Annotated in this window: 15 protein-coding genes and 1 pseudogene; 6 read left to right on the top strand and 10 right to left on the bottom strand. The window is 64.5% G+C overall.

Features of this window, described 5'->3' with window-relative positions; all coding sequences use genetic code 11:
* Positions 1–6: 6 nt before the first annotated feature.
* The 9 genes from G6N66_RS17270 to G6N66_RS17310 form a co-directional block, all read right to left on the bottom strand.
* The gene (locus G6N66_RS17270; RefSeq protein ID WP_085231305.1) at positions 7–1476 is read right to left on the bottom strand and encodes an MCE family protein; all 1470 of its coding nucleotides are present in this window, start codon (positions 1474–1476) and stop codon (positions 7–9) included.
* Positions 1476–2597: an MCE family protein gene (locus tag G6N66_RS17275; protein ID WP_085231304.1), complete on the bottom strand. Its 1122-nt coding sequence runs from the start codon at positions 2595–2597 to the stop codon at positions 1476–1478. The genes G6N66_RS17270 and G6N66_RS17275 overlap by 1 nt, the downstream gene beginning before the upstream one ends.
* Positions 2594–3931, bottom strand: a complete 1338-nt coding sequence (locus tag G6N66_RS17280; RefSeq protein ID WP_085231303.1) for an MCE family protein — start codon at positions 3929–3931, stop codon at positions 2594–2596. Before G6N66_RS17280 ends, G6N66_RS17275 begins: the two co-directional genes overlap by 4 nt.
* Positions 3928–5106, bottom strand: a complete 1179-nt coding sequence (locus G6N66_RS17285; RefSeq protein ID WP_139825036.1) for an MCE family protein — start codon at positions 5104–5106, stop codon at positions 3928–3930. Before G6N66_RS17285 ends, G6N66_RS17280 begins: the two co-directional genes overlap by 4 nt.
* Complete coding sequence (locus G6N66_RS17290) at positions 5103–6131, bottom strand: MCE family protein (RefSeq protein WP_085231302.1); 1029 nt, start codon at positions 6129–6131, stop codon at positions 5103–5105. Before G6N66_RS17290 ends, G6N66_RS17285 begins: the two co-directional genes overlap by 4 nt.
* Positions 6128–7396 carry an MCE family protein gene (locus G6N66_RS17295; RefSeq protein WP_085231301.1) on the bottom strand — a complete coding sequence of 423 codons (1269 nt, stop codon included), beginning with the start codon at positions 7394–7396 and terminating at the stop codon, positions 6128–6130. Before G6N66_RS17295 ends, G6N66_RS17290 begins: the two co-directional genes overlap by 4 nt.
* A gap of 5 nt (positions 7397–7401) precedes the next feature.
* A complete protein-coding gene (locus G6N66_RS17300) occupies positions 7402–8250 on the bottom strand; it encodes an ABC transporter permease (RefSeq protein ID WP_085231300.1) in 849 nt (282 codons plus the stop codon).
* A complete protein-coding gene (locus G6N66_RS17305; RefSeq protein ID WP_085231299.1) occupies positions 8247–9014 on the bottom strand; it encodes an MlaE family ABC transporter permease in 768 nt (255 codons plus the stop codon). Before G6N66_RS17305 ends, G6N66_RS17300 begins: the two co-directional genes overlap by 4 nt.
* A gap of 704 nt (positions 9015–9718) precedes the next feature.
* Entirely contained in the window at positions 9719–10525 is an 807-nt protein-coding gene (locus G6N66_RS17310; RefSeq protein WP_085231331.1) for a DUF6065 family protein, read from the bottom strand.
* 364 nt (positions 10526–10889) lie between these two features.
* Here G6N66_RS17310 and stf0 point away from each other — a divergent pair, with 364 nt between their 5' ends.
* From stf0 to cysE, 6 genes are all read left to right on the top strand, one after another.
* The gene (gene stf0, locus G6N66_RS17315) at positions 10890–11702 is read left to right on the top strand and encodes a trehalose 2-sulfotransferase (protein WP_085231298.1); all 813 of its coding nucleotides are present in this window, start codon (positions 10890–10892) and stop codon (positions 11700–11702) included.
* A 214-nt stretch (positions 11703–11916) separates the two neighbouring features.
* Positions 11917–12051, top strand: a complete 135-nt coding sequence (locus tag G6N66_RS30110) for a hypothetical protein (protein WP_263988234.1) — start codon at positions 11917–11919, stop codon at positions 12049–12051.
* A gap of 19 nt (positions 12052–12070) precedes the next feature.
* Positions 12071–13210, top strand: a complete 1140-nt coding sequence (locus tag G6N66_RS17320; RefSeq protein ID WP_085231330.1) for a YeiH family protein — start codon at positions 12071–12073, stop codon at positions 13208–13210.
* 99 nt (positions 13211–13309) lie between these two features.
* The gene (locus tag G6N66_RS30465; RefSeq protein WP_372515610.1) at positions 13310–13387 is read left to right on the top strand and encodes an Rv2334A family Cys-rich leader peptide; all 78 of its coding nucleotides are present in this window, start codon (positions 13310–13312) and stop codon (positions 13385–13387) included.
* 162 nt (positions 13388–13549) lie between these two features.
* Entirely contained in the window at positions 13550–14482 is a 933-nt protein-coding gene (gene cysK / locus G6N66_RS17325; protein ID WP_085231297.1) for a cysteine synthase A, read from the top strand.
* A 2-nt stretch (positions 14483–14484) separates the two neighbouring features.
* Entirely contained in the window at positions 14485–15174 is a 690-nt protein-coding gene (cysE, locus tag G6N66_RS17330; protein ID WP_085231296.1) for a serine O-acetyltransferase, read from the top strand.
* An 8-nt stretch (positions 15175–15182) separates the two neighbouring features.
* Here the strand turns inward: cysE and G6N66_RS17335 are convergent.
* Positions 15183–15464: pseudogene (locus G6N66_RS17335) on the bottom strand (muconolactone Delta-isomerase family protein); the annotation flags it as partial.
* Between the last annotated feature and the right edge of the window lie 158 nt (positions 15465–15622).

The following is a 15622-nucleotide window of genomic DNA, read 5'->3' on the forward strand; positions in this document are numbered from 1 at the left end:
TCCTTCCTACGGTGGCGGTACCAGAAGTTGCTGCCAGTTCTTGGCACGCGGGTGAGCCAGGTCGTACTCGTTGTAACGACGGCCGTCGGGCCCGATGTACTCACCGCTGGACTGGTCGTAGGTGCCGACCGCCACGGGTGGCGGTGCGGGCGCGGTCCCTCGCGGCGGGGGTAGTCGCGGATCTTGTCCCGGCGGATACTGCGGCACACCCTGGCCGGTGTAGGTGGCGTTCGGGTCGCCCTTCCAGTTGTAGCCGTCGTTGAGCGGTACGTAGTTTTCGTCGCTTTCGCACATCTCGACGGTGGGCGCACGCTTCCACGGCTTGGTCTCGCACGGAATGTTGCGCGCACCACGGACATTGAAATCGGAGTCCTGCGGCACCCGGCAATACAGGTCGGCCGCCGGCCGGTCGGGTGCGTCCTCGTTCACCGGTGAGCGTCGCTGGGTCGGGGGCAGATATCCCGTGGTGCACGGCGGCGGCAGATTGATGTTGAGGTTGAAGTCCAACTGGGCACCCTTGTACTCCTGCTTGGTGTTGGAGCTGGGCACCACGATCGCGGCCATGGCGGCGATGCCCTGCGGCAACAGCACCAGCAGTTGTTCGATGTCGTGCCGGTAGACGACCGCGATGTCGCCGAGGCTGACCAGGTTGGCGAACAACACCGGAAGCGCCGGCGTCACCCGATCGAGCTGCGCGCGGCTCTCCTCCAGCCCGCCGGTGCCCTGCCTGAGCAGATCGCGCAGCGCCGCGTCCTGCGCCTTGAACTGCGCGAAGATCGCTGCGGTTCGGTGCGCCCAGACGCCGATTTCATCCGACGTCTGCACCTGGGTGTTCAACACCGCCGGCGATTGATCGATCAGGGTTGCCAGCGAGTCGACGGTATGGCCGCCCCCAATCGCCAGCGCGGCGGAGCCGTCGACGATCCGGGACAACTCGGGCCCGAGGCCACCGACGGCGCGGTTGGTCTCGTCGATCACCGTGCGCAGGTTGTCCCGCGGAATGGCCTGCAGCGCATGGTTGGTCAGGTCGAGCAGGCGTCCGATGTCAACGGGCACGTCGACACGCCCGGCGGGAATGACGTCGCCGTCGCGCAGCGGCCGAACCGGTTGTCCATCCTTTCCCGGCTGCGGTGTGAGTTCGATGTATTGCTCGCCGATCGCCGAGCGGCTGTGCACCGACGCCTGCACATCGGCAGGCACCTTGACCCCGGATCTCAATGCCAGTACCGCACGCACCCCGGTGGACGTGACATCAACCGCCTTGACCTGTCCCACATCGGTGCCCCGGTAGGTGACCACCGAGGTCTTGTACAGCCCGCCCGATTGGGGCAGGTCGACCGTGACGTTGTACTCCCCGATGCCGAACAGTGTCGCGGGCAACTTCATAAAGTTGAACGCCATTGCGCCGCAAGAAACAACGGTCACCAACATCAAGATCGATAGCTGGATCCACGTCTTGCGATTCAGGCGGAGCATCAGTACCCCCCGAAGTGATACGGCAAGGTAATCGGGTTGCCCGCGGTGGCCGGGCTGGGCTGCATGCCAATGGTGCGTCCCCACTGCAGCTCGAGTTCGGTGAGGTTGCCTTCCCATCGCGATCCGGTGAAGATCCCTTGGTCGATGCGGCTCAACGTCAAATCGACCACCAGGGTCAGGTTGGCGTAATCGCCGCGGAACCAGTTCCTCGCGGTCGACGCCGGCCACGGGTAGGCGACCAGCCCGTCGAGGCCCTTGGTCAGCGACGGTCCGGCGTCCGCAAGCGATCGCAGCACCGGTGCGATGTTGCGCAGATTGTTCACCAGCGATTCCTTGCTCTGGTGAACGGTGTCGGCCGCGATGGCGCTGAACTTGCCGAGTTGATCTATGGCGTCGGCGATTTTGGTGCGCTCGTCGGCCAGTATCGAGAGCGCCTTAGGCACGGTCAGCAAAGCCTTGTCGACGACCTGGTCTTTGGCGGCGAATTGGCCAGCAAGCGAATTCAGATTCTCGGCGGCGGCGATGATGTCGTCGGTCTGTTCATTGGTGCCGGCGACGAATTTATCGAGCTGGTCGAGCAGGCTGCGCATATCGTCTTCGCGGCCGGCCAACGCCGTCGCGACAGCCCGGTTGATTTCCTGCAGCTGCCCAATTCCGCCGCCGTTGAGCAGGATTGACACCGAGGCGAGCGTTTGTTCGGTGGTCGGATACATGCTCGCGCGCGCCAACGGAATCACGGAGCCGTTCGTGAGCTGGCCGACCGGGGGCTCATCCTTGGGGGCGGCGAGCTCGATGTGCATCGAGCCGAGCAGGCTGGTCTGCCCGAGCTTGGCCGTCGAATTGGCCGGCAAGTGGACGTCGCCGTTGATGCGCATGGTGACCAGCGCATGCCAGTCTTGCAGCTCGATCTTGGTCACATTGCCGACGTTGACGTCGTCGACGCGGACGCGAGTGTTCTCCTGGATGGTCACGACGTCGGGCAGTTGCGCCTGGATCGTGTAGGAGCCCGGTCCGCCGCCGGCGGTCCCGGGTAGCGCAAAGGAATTCAGCCCGCGCCAGTGACATGAGGTGAGCGCGGCGATGCACCCAACGCACAGTGCAACTACCGCGATGCGTCTCATGGTGCACCCGTCGGGAGCATCAGGTCCTGCAGCACCTTTGCCGCATCGGTCAAGCCGGCGGACGGCGCCGGCGTTTCGGGCGGCCGCTGGGCGGGCCCCGGCTGCGGTCCCTCCGGGGGCGGCGGCGGGTCGGGCGGTGCGTCAGGCGGTGCGGGCGCATAACCGGGGCGAAGCCAGTCCTCGCTGTACGTGATTTCGTTCGGGCGCGCCTGAGTGCCCACGAACGGGTTGATACCTGCCGGAATGTAGTTGTAAATGCGGTTTTTAATGATGGGATTCAGGTATTGCAGGCACAGCTTGGACACTCGGGTCAAGCGGGCCCGGGAAGCCGCCTCGATCGCGCTGCAGATCCACTGGGGAATGTCGGCGAAGTTGTTCAAAGCAAGGATGCCGGTCATTGCGCTCTGCGCCGGCTGATAGATATTCAAAAAGTTCTGGAAGACGGTCGGCGCGATGTGCAGGATCTGTTTGATGTCAGCACGACTGTCGTTCAACGCGGTCGTGATGGAACTCAGCCGGTCGAAGCTGACACCGACGGCTTCCCGGTTCTCGGCGAGGAAGTCGCGCAGATCCGTCAGTGCACCGTCCACACTCTTCACCGCGTTGGCGACTTCGTTGGGCGTGTTCGTCAGCAGCGTGGTCACGGCGGCCAGGTTCTGGTTGAACGAGGCCAACAGATCGCTGCTGGAGTACAGCGCCGCCACCAGCAGCTGCAGGTTGCGTACCGTGCTGAAGATGTCATCGGCATGATCACCGAGCGCTGAAATCGCTTGGGACAGCTTGACAACGGTATCCCGAGCGGTGTCTCCCTGGCCGCGCACATTGTCGGCGGCCGAGTCGATGAATTCCCCGACCGAGTTCACGCCGCCGGGACTGGTGGGCTGCAACGCGTCGGTCAGCTTTTCCAGCTGCTTGCGGAAGTCGTCCCATTCGACGGGCACCGCGGTGCGATTCAGCGGGATCGAGGCGCCCGCACTTAGCTTGGGCCCGCCCGAGTACACCGGGACGAGCTGGATTGCCCGGGAGGTCACCAGCGACGGCGACAGGATGGCGGCGCGAGCGTTGGCCGGGATCGAATACTGTTTGTCGACGGAGAAGGTCACCTTGGAGCCGGCGGGTTGCGGCTCGATCTTGTCCACGGTGCCGACGGCGACCCCGAGGATGCGGATCTCGTCGCCGACGAACAGGCCGTTGGCTTCGCTGAAATACGCCGAATAGCTGGTCTTTTCGACCTGGTTCCACAGCTGCTTGCCGACCAAAAACGACGCGACGACCAGGGTCGCCGCCAGGGTGATGCCGGTCAGCGTCTGCAGGGTGCGACGGTCGATGTTCACGGGCCTCCCGTCGTGAGCGGCGGGGGTGGCGGCATGGTCCGACTCGGTGGTCCCACGGGCGCGGGTGAGGGCGGTTGGGACCAGATCGGGACGGGTGCGTTCTCCGGCGGGACCGGTGGTGTTCCGGTTGGCGGGTCGACGGCCTCGGACGGCAGCTTCGCGTTGGGGTCCAGGAAGCGGTCGTACATGTCCGCGTCAAGGACCATCCCGCCGAACTGCCCGGGAACCAAGTTGGCCACGTAGGCCTTGAAAAATGGTCCGGAGCCCAAGCATTCGCCAAACGACATCGCGTACCGTTTGAACTTGGGCAGGCTCGCCTGAATGTCTTGCTTGCGGTTGTCCAGGATTTCCAGCACGCCGTTGAGTTTGTCGAGGGCCGGCTTGAGCTGGGTCCGATTGTCGTTGACCAGCCCGGAAACCTGGTGTGAGACCGCGGTGATGTTGTTCATCAGGGCGTCGATCGAATCACGTTCGTCCAGCAGCGCCGCCAGCAGCGCATTCGAGTTGGCCACCAGCCCGGCGATCTGCTGACTGCGCTTGCCCAGTACGGCCGAGACCTTGTTGGCGTTCCCCAACAGGCTGCGCAGTTGCGCGTCCCGGTTGTTGAGCGTGTCCGAGAACCGGGCCACTCCCTGCAGCGCGGGCCGCAGATCCGGCGGCGTCTCCTTGAAGGTGTCGGCCAATGTGGAAAGGGCCGAGGACAATTGGGTGGTGTCCAAACCGCTGATCGTGGTCGTCAGGTCACCCAGCGCATCCGGCAGGTCATACGGTGAGGTGGTGCGTTCCAGCGGAATGGTGCCCGACAACCGGCCTTCGCCGCGCGTCGTGAGCTCAAGCATCTTCGCGCCGAGAATCGTTTCTGTCTTGATTGCCGCTTCCGTTCGGTCCCCCAACTCGATGCCCTTGCGAACGGTGAAACCGACCCGGACCTTGGTGCCGTCCAGACGCACCTCTGACACCCTGCCTACACCCATGCCCGAAATGCGCACCTGGCTACCGACTTTGATGCCGCCGGCCTCAGCGAAGTAGGCGGAATAGTCGTTGGTGTTCTTGATGAACGGCAACCTGTTGTATTCGAAGGCCGCCAGCACCACGCACGTGACGAGCACGGTGCCGATCAGCCCCACCAAGACGGGGTTGCGCTGGCTGATGGGTTTGACTTCGATCCACTTCATTTCGGCGTGCACCGCCCGCTGGGCTGGGACAGCAGTTTGATGTAAACCGGGTTGCCGCCCTTGCCGTTGATCTTCATCAGTACGTCGCAGAAGTAGAAGCCGAAGTAGTCGCCATTGAGGCCCTGCCGGGCCAACACCTGATAAATGTCGGGCAAATCCTTGAGCAACTTGTCCACGTACTCACGGTCCGTGAGCACCTGCGCCGACATCCGGTCGGTTTCGCGCACCACGTCCTTGATCGGCTGGCGCGCCTGGACCAGCAGGTCGCCGACCGAGGCGGCGGCGGCATTGATGTAGGCGAGCCCGGTGGAGATGTCATCCTTGCGCTGCGCTAGCCCCTCCACGAGTTGCGATAGCTTGTCCAGGCCATCGGAGAACTCGTGGTCGCGGGTGGCGAACGTGCGGAGCACCGTGTTCAAGTTGGTGATCAGCTGGCCGATCAACTCGCTGCGTCCGGCCAGGGTCGAGGTCAGCGTCGAGGTTTGCGCCAGCACCGAGGCCAGGGTGCCGCCCTGCCCCTGGAAGATTCGCAGCAACTGCCCGGACAGGGCGTTGACCTGATCGGGGTCCAGCGCGCGGAACAACGGGCGGAAACCCCCGATGAGCGCGTCGATGTCCAGTGCTGGTGACGTTCGCGCCAGGGGAATTGTGGCGCCCTGCGTCAGCCGGCGCGGCAGCCCCGGTCCCTCCTCGAGCGCAAGATAACGGTCACCGATCAAGTTTTCGTAGCGCACAACGGCTTTGGTGCCCTCGGTGAGCCGCACCCCCTTGTCCACCGTGAAGCCGACGGTGACCGTGCCGTCGCGGTGCAGGGTGAGGTCGCCCACCTTGCCGACCTCGACGCCGGCGATGCGGACGAAGTTGCCGGACTTCAGCCCGGATATGTTCGTGAAAACCGCCTGATAGCCGGCGCGATCCTCGAAGCGCAATTGCCCGAAGACCGCGATCAGGCTGAACGTGAAGACCAGGCAGACCACCGTGAATAGGGCGACACGGAGGATGATCCCGGGAAGCTTCCTTCTCATGACGGCGGCACTCCCCCGCGGTAGTTGTACCGCGGCGGTTCGGGGGGATTCTTGGTGGTCGGGAAATAGTTGGCCCACCACGGATTACCGACCCACGGGGTGGTTCGGATCTCGTCGGGCGCGGCCCCCCAACCGGTGTCGGTGACCAGTGCCCGAACCGGGAAGTTGGCGCTGGGGTCGGGCAACGATCCGCAGCTGGGCTTGCCTCCCGGCCCGCCGGTGGCGTTCACCTTGGGGAGGTGCTTGGGGTATCGGTAGGGGTCGTCACCGAAGAGCAGCGCGGCGTCCAGGATGACCGAATAACCGTTGCCGCCCAACGCATCTCGCCCGCCATGATCCACGTACCACTGCGCACCTTGGAACAGGCAGGTGTAGGTCGGGGAGTATTTGTTCAGCAGCGCCAGGGTCGGGTCGAGCAGATTCATCGACCGGACGATGTTGGACTCGTTTCGCCCGACGACATTGATCCCGGTCTGGCTGAAGCCCACCGCCGACATCAGCAGCGAATCGAGCGACCGCTGTTCGGCGGTGATGGTGGCGCTGGTGGTTGCCGCCGAGTCGAGGATCGACAGAATGTCCGGCGCCGCATCGGAATAGATGGCCGCCGTCTTGCCGAACAACCGCCAGTCATCGTGGATCGTTCCGAGCCGGGGGTTGACGGCCATCAGCACATTGTTCGCGCCGGTGATGGCCTGCCCGAGCCGTTCACCCTTGCCACGCAGCGCCTGTGAGAACGCAGAGAGGATCGCGTTGAGCTTGGCCGGGTCGATCGCACCGACCACTGACTGCAGATTTTCGAACACCGTGTTGACTTCGACGGTGATGTTGCGCGAATGCAGCACCGCGCCGGGCTTCAACGGGGTCGGGCTGGGATGGTCGGGCACGATCAGGTCGACGTACTTGGAGCCGAACGCGGTGGTCGACTTGATCTCGGCCTCGAGGTTGCTCGGCAGGTATTTGAAGGTGTCCGGATTCATCTTCAACTGCAGCTGAGCCGCACTCACGTCGGTGCCGATGGAAGCGACCTGGCCCACCTGCACGCCGCGCAACTTCACCTTGGCCCCGGGTTCCATCACCAGGCCCGCCCTGTCCGACTCCAGCGTGAGCGGGATGAATTCCTGGAATTTGCCGGAGAACGCGCCAGCGGTCAGTGCGATCAAGGCGGCGACCAGGATGAACAACGTGGGCGCCCACCAGATCGGGTCGATTCTGCTGGTGCGGTCGCTGTTTTTCCGACCGAGTCCGCTGCCGGCGTGGTTGCTCATTCGATTTACCCGGACAGGTTGAAGTTGCCGGACTGCCCGTAGACGGATAGCGAAATCATCAGGGCCACGAAGGCGGTGACGATCATCGACGACCGCACCGAACGACCAACCGCCTCACCCACGCCGGCCGGACCCCCCGTCGCGGTGAAGCCGTAGTAGGTGTGCACGACCATGACGCCCGTCGCCATCACCAGCACCGCCAAGAACGACCACAACAGATCCGTGGGACGCAAAAACGTGGAGAAGTAGTGCTCATATACGCCGCGTGACTGGCCGTAGATGTAGAGCGTGCCGAACTTGGACGCGAAGAACGACATCAGCACGGCGACCGCATAGAGCGGGATGACCACTAGGACGCCGGCGATGATCCGGGTCGACGCCAGATAGGTGATGGAACGAATGCCCATGACTTCCAGCGCGTCGATCTCCTCGTTGATGCGCATCGCGCCCAATTGGGCCGTCGCGCCGGCACCGATCGTGGCGGCCAGCGCCACCCCGGCGGTGCATGGCGCGATCATGCGGACGTTGAAGAACGCCGACAGAAACCCGGTCAGCGCTTCGACTCCGACGTTGGACAACGTGTCGTAGCCCTGCACGGCGACCAGCGCGCCGGTGGTCAGCGTGAGAAACCCGATGATGCCCACGGTGCCGCCGATCACCGCCAAAGCGCCTGTGCCCATGCCCATTTCGGCGATCAGCCGCAGCAGTTCCCCCGGATAGCGCCGTACCGCGTCGGCGGTGGCTGCCAGGGATTGCCCGTAGAATTCGGTCTGTTCACCCAGCCGGCGGGTAGCGGCTGCCAGCCGCGGTCCCAGGGTGGCGAACAAGGTTGGCTCGCCGGCCGTGTCGGTCATTTGGCTGTCACCTTCACGCCCAGCGCGGTCACCACGATGTTGATGAAAAACAACGCCATGAACGAGAACACCACCGTCTCGTTCACCGCGTTCCCGACGCCCGTGGGGCCGCCGCCCACCGAAAGTCCCTTGTAGCAAGCGATCAGGCCGGCGGACAACCCAAACAGAGTCGCCTTGATCAGCGAGATCACCACCTGCGGCAACCCCGTGAGCAGAGTCATTCCCGCAATGAAGGCGCCCGGCGTGACGTGCTGAACGAAAACCACGAAGATGTAGCTGCCGGTTAACCCGGTCACGGCGACCACCGAATACAGCAACAACGCCACGAAAGTGGCGGCGATGATCCGCGGAACTACCAAGGCTTGCACCGGGTTCACGCCGATCACCTTCATCGCGTCGATTTCCTCACGAATGGTGCGCGACCCCAAGTCGGCGCACATCGCCGTCGAACCCGCGCCGGCGACGGCCATGGCCGTGACGACCGGACCCACCTGTGTCACCGAGGCCAGCGCAGCACCGGCACCGGAAAGATCCCCGGCCCCGATCTCCACGAGCAGAATGTTCAGCACGAACACGATGAGCACCGTGTACGGAATCGACAGCATGATCGTCGGGAAAATCGAAACGCGAGCGACGAACCAGATCTGTTCGAGGAGTTCACGCCAGGCCCAGGGCCCGCGGACCGCGGCGACCAAAGCCTCGATGCTGAGGATGAAGAACTGGCCCAGCGCGTCCATCGGCCTCGCCAATGACGTGCCGTTCACCGGGGCCCCCCAAGCGACCGTGGGTCGAATCGGCTCATCGGTGCCCCCGTGTTTCATAAATTTCTAACCTGCTCGTAATTTGCCGACTCGAATCAACTCCATATTGTTTACGTGGCCGACACAACGCTCATCAACGCTCATCCGAGGCCCGTTCGAGCGCATAACCTGGCGGGAATTTACTGGCAGAACGACGTAGGCCGTTAGGTTTGCAATCACCCAGAAAATATCTGGCCGGGCTCGGGCGGCACGTCATCGGATTCGGGGCGCAGTCGCTGATCCGACGGGCTGCGAGGCCGCGAACGGTGGATGTGCGGCGCCTCCGCCCGGGCGGGCGCCCCCGATCGCTGCTTAGGCTGCGACGGCAACTGGCAAGTCCGCAGCCAATGTTTCATTGGTCGGGCGCGATGGATACGCGGCAATTCTGCCGACGAGATCCTTCCCTATAAATTTCAGGGAATTTGTCACCATACGCATTCCTTCTGCGCGATATCGAAATTCGTCCGAGGATTGCCACCAGCCATTCCGTTGGCTTTCGCGCGACCCCGGCCGATGGCCGCGGATCGGCTGCCAGTCGAACGCCGGGACACGCGGTGCGCGTCGGGGCCGCCGCTGACCACTTCACACGCTTGACGCTCCAGTTGTTGGCGCGTTCGCGAATTCCCGCAGCCGGGCCACTATTCACTGTCGCTGCCCAACTTTGCGTCCTATTGCCCCTCGCCGTGTTGCGGCTGAACGAACGAACGAAGATGACGGCGAGTCTGGTGATCCGGTGCCCCGGCATCGCCGTCGATGTGTCGACCCCGGGTGTAATCGGCTTGCCAGGGCACTCGCCCTCCCGCGGCGACCGCCTCGACTGCCCGCATCTGACCTTCCACGTCACGCGAGCGAAGGAACGCCTCATGCTTGCGCTGAAGATCTTCGTCAGAGTCGATGCGCCTGAACTCGGGGACGAACTCTTCAAGCTCCGCTCGGCGCTGCGGGACGATCATGCAGAACGGCTCGTCGACTTCGAATCGCACCGGCATCAGCTTGCGAGTGAATTTCCAGCTCATGCTGAAACTCGCGCTCGCCCAGTCGGTTTCCACCACGCCCTCTAACGGACTCACGCCATCCTTTGGATGGTTCGCCGGCCCGCGGACCAACAGGTTATAGCTTGGCGGGGTGCGAAACACTATCGGCAGATGCCAGGTCAGAATGCCGGAACCGAAATGGCTGACGGGCAGGAACTGATCGGCGTCGCGCCTGTCAGGTGCGATCATCACGTCCACGCCGTCTTCCTGATCCATCCACGTAGCGGTGAACGCGCACCGATTGCGAATCTCCCAACCGCTCTGATTGGCGATGAGCATCGGCAAACACCGAGTGGGCCAACCCTTGCGCAACTCCGCGATCCTTAACATCCAGGCCCGATCCAGCGGTGCCGGCACGATCTGCGGGGCGGAATCACGGGTGGTGAACCCGATCAGTGGACGGTCCGCTTGATTGGGTCTGTCGTTCGTCGGCTCCTCGATTCGAATGACGGCACCCCTTTGCCTCGGACGCAAGCCCTTCCGCGACAGAACCTAATGCACGTCACGCGGGGCGGGTCTAGCGCCTCAGACATTTCCGACCCGATTTCATTTCGACAGGTCAGCGAAATGCCGACTGGCCACACGGCTGTGGTTTGCTATTTACCATACGAGCGGCATCGAACCATCCCAGCAAAAAAGGTTCACGTCGCCCCACGACCGGTGGTAAGGGCGGTAAAAAATGAACGACACCCGTCGGCCGCCGATTCCGTTCAGGGGTCGGTCGAGGCCCTCAACAAGACTTTTGTTCAATATGAGCGTAATAGTATTGTCAGCGAAGGGTTTTCCGTCCGGTTAGGCTTTTCAAGTGACCGACAGTCCGGCTAACCCTTCCTCGTACCTGGTGCTAGCCTCCCAGCGCAGCGGCAGCACTTTGCTAGTCGAATCGCTGCGGGCGACCGGCGTGGCCGGCGAACCACAGGAATTCTTCCAGTACTTGCCGAGCACCAGCCAGGCCCCCCAGCCGCGGGAATGGTTCGCCGGCGTCGAGGATGAGTCGATCCTGAGCCTGCTCGACCCGTTGGACGCGGGTACGCCGGACCTGGCCACCGCCGAGATCTGGCGCGACTACATCCAAACGATCGGTCGAACACCCAACGGCGTGTGGGGCGGCAAGCTGATGTGGAACCAGACGCCGCTGCTGTTGAATCGCGCGAAGGATCTGCCGCATCGATCCGGGGACGGCTTGCGGGCCGCGATTCGCGATGTGGTCGGCGAGGAGCCGCTCTTCGTGTACATCTACCGGCCCGACGTGATATCGCAGGCCGTCTCGTTTTGGCGGGCGGTGCAGACCCGGGTGTGGCGCGGCAGGCCCGATCCGGTGCGCGATGCGCGGGCCACCTATCACGCCGGAGCGATCGCTCACGTCGTCACCATGCTGCGTGGGCAGGAGCAGGGGTGGCGAAGCTGGTTCGCCGAGGAAGACATCAATCCGATGGAGATTTCGTATCCGGTGTTGTGGCGCAATCTGACTGAGGTGGTTGCCACGATCCTCGAAGCCCTGGGCCTCGATCCGCGACTGGCGCCCGAGCCGATGCTAGAGCGCCAGGCCGACCAACGTTCCGACGAGTGGGTGGAACGCTACCGGGTGGATGCCGAGAGGGAGGGACTGCCAACTTGAACACGACTGCGACACAAGCACGCAGAGGCCGAGCCCATGCACATCATCCGCAAGGTCGTCGCCGAGCTGAGCGGCCGGTCCTGCAATTGTCGGCGCGCAAAAGGTCCATCGTGCGACTTCGCTTGGCGGAATAGGCGTTTCGGCCACGCGCTGATCTAGACTCACCGCGAGCCAATCCGTTGCTGCGCGGCGCGCTGCACGCAACTATGTGCGCGTGAGCGAAGACCCGCAGCGAAGTGATTGGGGCGAGCGACTCGGCTCGGTGTCGGTGGACTGGTGGGCGACCCTGCTGGCCGGCGTCATCGTCGTGTTAGCGGTGGCCGACGTCCTCCCGACGATTCCGTGGTGACCGCGTGAGCACCACTCGCATTGGGCCCGCTGAGCCCATTGAGCCTGAAGACACACTGAACGAACCCACCTTCACCAGTCGGCAGCCGCTGGATTACGTGCCGGGCATCCTGCTGCTGATCGCTGTGGGGCTGCTAGGCAAATACGCCCAAATCTGGTGGAACGCGTTGGCCAAACACCACCACTGGCACGTGCCCGACATCGAATACGTGTTGTGGGCCATCATCATTGGGCTGCTCATCACCAACACCGTTGGCCTACACCGGATCTTTCGCCCCGGCGTGCAGACCTACGAGTTCTGGCTCAAGGCCGGGATCGTGGCCCTGGGGGCCCGATTTGTGTTGGGTGACATCGCCAAGCTGGGCGGCACCGCCCTGATCCAGATTCTGGTGGACATGGCGGTCGCCGGAACCATCATCGTCGTCGCCGCGCGCGCATTCGGGTTATCGGGCAAGCTGGGCTCGCTCTTGGCGATCGGCACCTCTATCTGTGGGGTGTCGGCCATCATCGCCGCCAAGGGCGCGATCCGCGCCCGCAACTCCGACGTCAGCTACGCGATCGCGGCGATCCTCGCCTTGGGCGCGGTGGGATTGTTCGTGTTGCCGCCGCTGGGCCATGCGATCGGGCTCACCGACTACCAATTCGGGCTGTGGGCCGGGCTGTCGGTGGACAACACCGCCGAAACCACCGCGACCGGCTACCTGTTCTCCGATCAGGCCGGCAAGATCGCCGTGCTGGTCAAGTCCACCCGCAACGCGCTGATCGGCTTCGTCGTCCTCGGGTTCGCGCTGTATTGGGCGGCGCGCGGGCAGGCCGACGAGATCGCCCCCGGCGTCAGGGCCAAGGCGGCATTCATCTGGGCGAAGTTCCCGAAATTCGTCCTCGGGTTTCTCGCGGTCTCGGCGATCGCGACCGCGCACTGGCTGAGCAAGGGCCAGATCGCCAATCTGGCGAACGTGTCCAAATGGGCGTTCCTGCTTACCTTCGCCGGCGTCGGGCTCACGACCGACATCCGCCAGATCGCGCGCACCGGTTGGCGCCCCCTGGTCGTCGCGGTGATCGGACTCGTCGTCGTCGCATCGGTCTCGCTCGGACTCGTGCTCTTGACCACCGATGTACTCCATTGGGGCTTGGGGCCGCATCCACCGGTACATCGCTGAGCAACGCCAGCAACCGTGGTCCTCCCGCCCAAGCGCTATGCGCAGCCTGGGCGCAGGCCATCTGACCACGTCCCCACCGGGGGTCCTATAGTGGGGCGTATGCAACAGGCCACGCAGCTGCGCTTTGTCCTTACGCGCCGCCTCGCCCTGGAATGTTGTTGTTGTCGATGCTGTTGATTCCCGAAGCCAGCTAACGCCCTCAGCAATCAACGCGTTCTCCCGGCAAGCGGAAGGCACAAAACCTGCCCGGCGAGGCCTGCGCTATTCGAATACAGCCTTCAGGAAGATCCACCACCATGACCGGTCGTCCGGCTCCAGAACTGACACGTTGGAGATGAGATGAGCATTGCTGAGAACATCACACAACTGATCGGAAACACGCCGTTGGTCCGGCTGCGCAAGGTCACCGACGGCGCGGTGGCCGACGTCGTCGCCAAGCTGGAGTCCTTCAATCCGGCGGGCAGCGTGAAGGACCGCATCGGGGTGGCGATGATCGACGCGGCCGAGAAGGCGGGCCTGATCAAGCCCGACACCATCATCCTCGAACCCACCAGCGGCAACACCGGCATCGCGCTGGCGTTGGTCGCCGCCGCGCGCGGGTACAAGTGCGTGCTCGTCATGCCGGACACGATGAGCATCGAGCGGCGCATGCTGCTGCGCGCGTACGGCGCCGAGCTCGTCCTCACTCCCGGCGCCGAAGGCATGCCGGGCGCCATCGCCAAGGCCGAGGAACTGGCCAAGACCGACGACCGGTACTTCATCCCGCAGCAATTCGAAAACCCGGCCAACCCCGCCGTACACGCCGTCACCACGGCCGAAGAGGTGTGGAAGGACACCGATGGCAAGATCGACTTCTTCGTCTCCGGAATCGGGACGGGCGGCACCATCACGGGCGTCGCGCAGGTGATCAAGGAGCGCAGGCCGTCGGCTCAGTTCGTCGCCGTGGAGCCCGCAGCCTCCCCGGTGCTGTCCGGCGGCCAGAAGGGACCGCACCCGATCCAGGGCCTCGGCGCCGGCTTCATTCCCCCGGTGCTGGACATGGGCCTGGTCGACGAGGTCATCACCGTCGAAAACGACGACGCGCTCACCCTGGCCCGGCGGCTGGCCAAGGAGGAGGGCCTGTTGGTCGGCATCTCCTCGGGTGCCGCCGTGGCGGCCGCCCTCGAGGTGGCTCGCCGACCGGAGAACGCCGGCAAGCTGGTCGTCGTCGTGCTCCCCGACTTCGGCGAGCGATATCTGAGCACGGTGTTGTTCGCCGACCTGAGCGACTAGCGATGCTTGAAGAGGTACGGCGCGACATCCGGGTGGCCCGGGAGCGAGATCCGGCCAACCCGACCGCGCTGGAGGTGATCTTCGCCTATCCGGGCGTGCATGCGGTGTGGGGCCACCGAATCAGCCACCGGCTGTGGAAACGCGGTGCCCGCGTGGCCGCGCGGGTGGTCGCCGAGCTCACCCGGATTCTGACCGGTGTGGACATCCACCCCGGCGCGATCTTGGGTGGCGGCTTGTTCATCGATCACGCGACCGGCGTGGTGATCGGGGAAACCGCGGAGGTCGGCGACGACGTCACGCTGTTCCACGGCGTTACGCTCGGCGGCACCGGCAGGGACACCGGCAAACGCCACCCGACCATCGGTGACCGCGTGGTGATCGGGGCCGGCGCCAAGGTGCTCGGGGCCATCAAGATCGGCGACGACAGCCGCATCGGCGCCAATTCCGTTGTGGTCAAAGAGGTTCCGTCCAGCGCGGTGGTGGTCGGGGTGCCCGGGCAGATCATCGGCCGCAGCCACCCCGGTCCCGGCGGCCCCGACGACTCGATGCTGCCCGATCTCGTCGGCGTCAGCCTGCAATCCCTGCTCACCCGGGTGGCCAGGCTGGAGGGTCAGAACGACGGCCGTCAGGCCGAACGCGTCATCCGGCCGCCGGAGGCCGGCGTGTGGCACGGCGAGGACTTCTCGATCTAAGGGCGACCCGGGTCGTTGGGGTGGGGCGTCAGTGGCGTGACCTCGTCGGTGCGCCAGATGCGCAGTGGCATCGAGGCGAGCACCTGTTCGAGTTGGTGCTCGTCGGCGGCGGCGAACAGTCCGAGGGTGCACCATTCGCCGGGCTGCAGCGGCGGACGCCACAATCGCAGCAGGTGGCCCCGCTCGGCCAGCGCGCGGGAGTGCGCCGCCTCCCTGGCCCGCACCTCGTCGACGGCCTCGGGCGAGGTTCCCTCCGGAACGCGAGTGGTCATGGTGACCAGGAACTCCATGGATGCTCCTCGAATCATGTTGCGCTGCATGCGGATTCACGTTTGCGCGGACGCGCGGCCGGGAAGCAGCTGCGCGCTCGATACAGTACTTCGATGACATCTGCCATCGTGCTCAGCATCGCCGTGGTCGCCTCGGTCGCGCTCACCATCTGGCTCAC

The sequence above is a fragment of the Mycobacterium conspicuum genome (assembly GCF_010730195.1).
In the GTDB taxonomy this organism is placed as follows: domain Bacteria; phylum Actinomycetota; class Actinomycetes; order Mycobacteriales; family Mycobacteriaceae; genus Mycobacterium; species Mycobacterium conspicuum.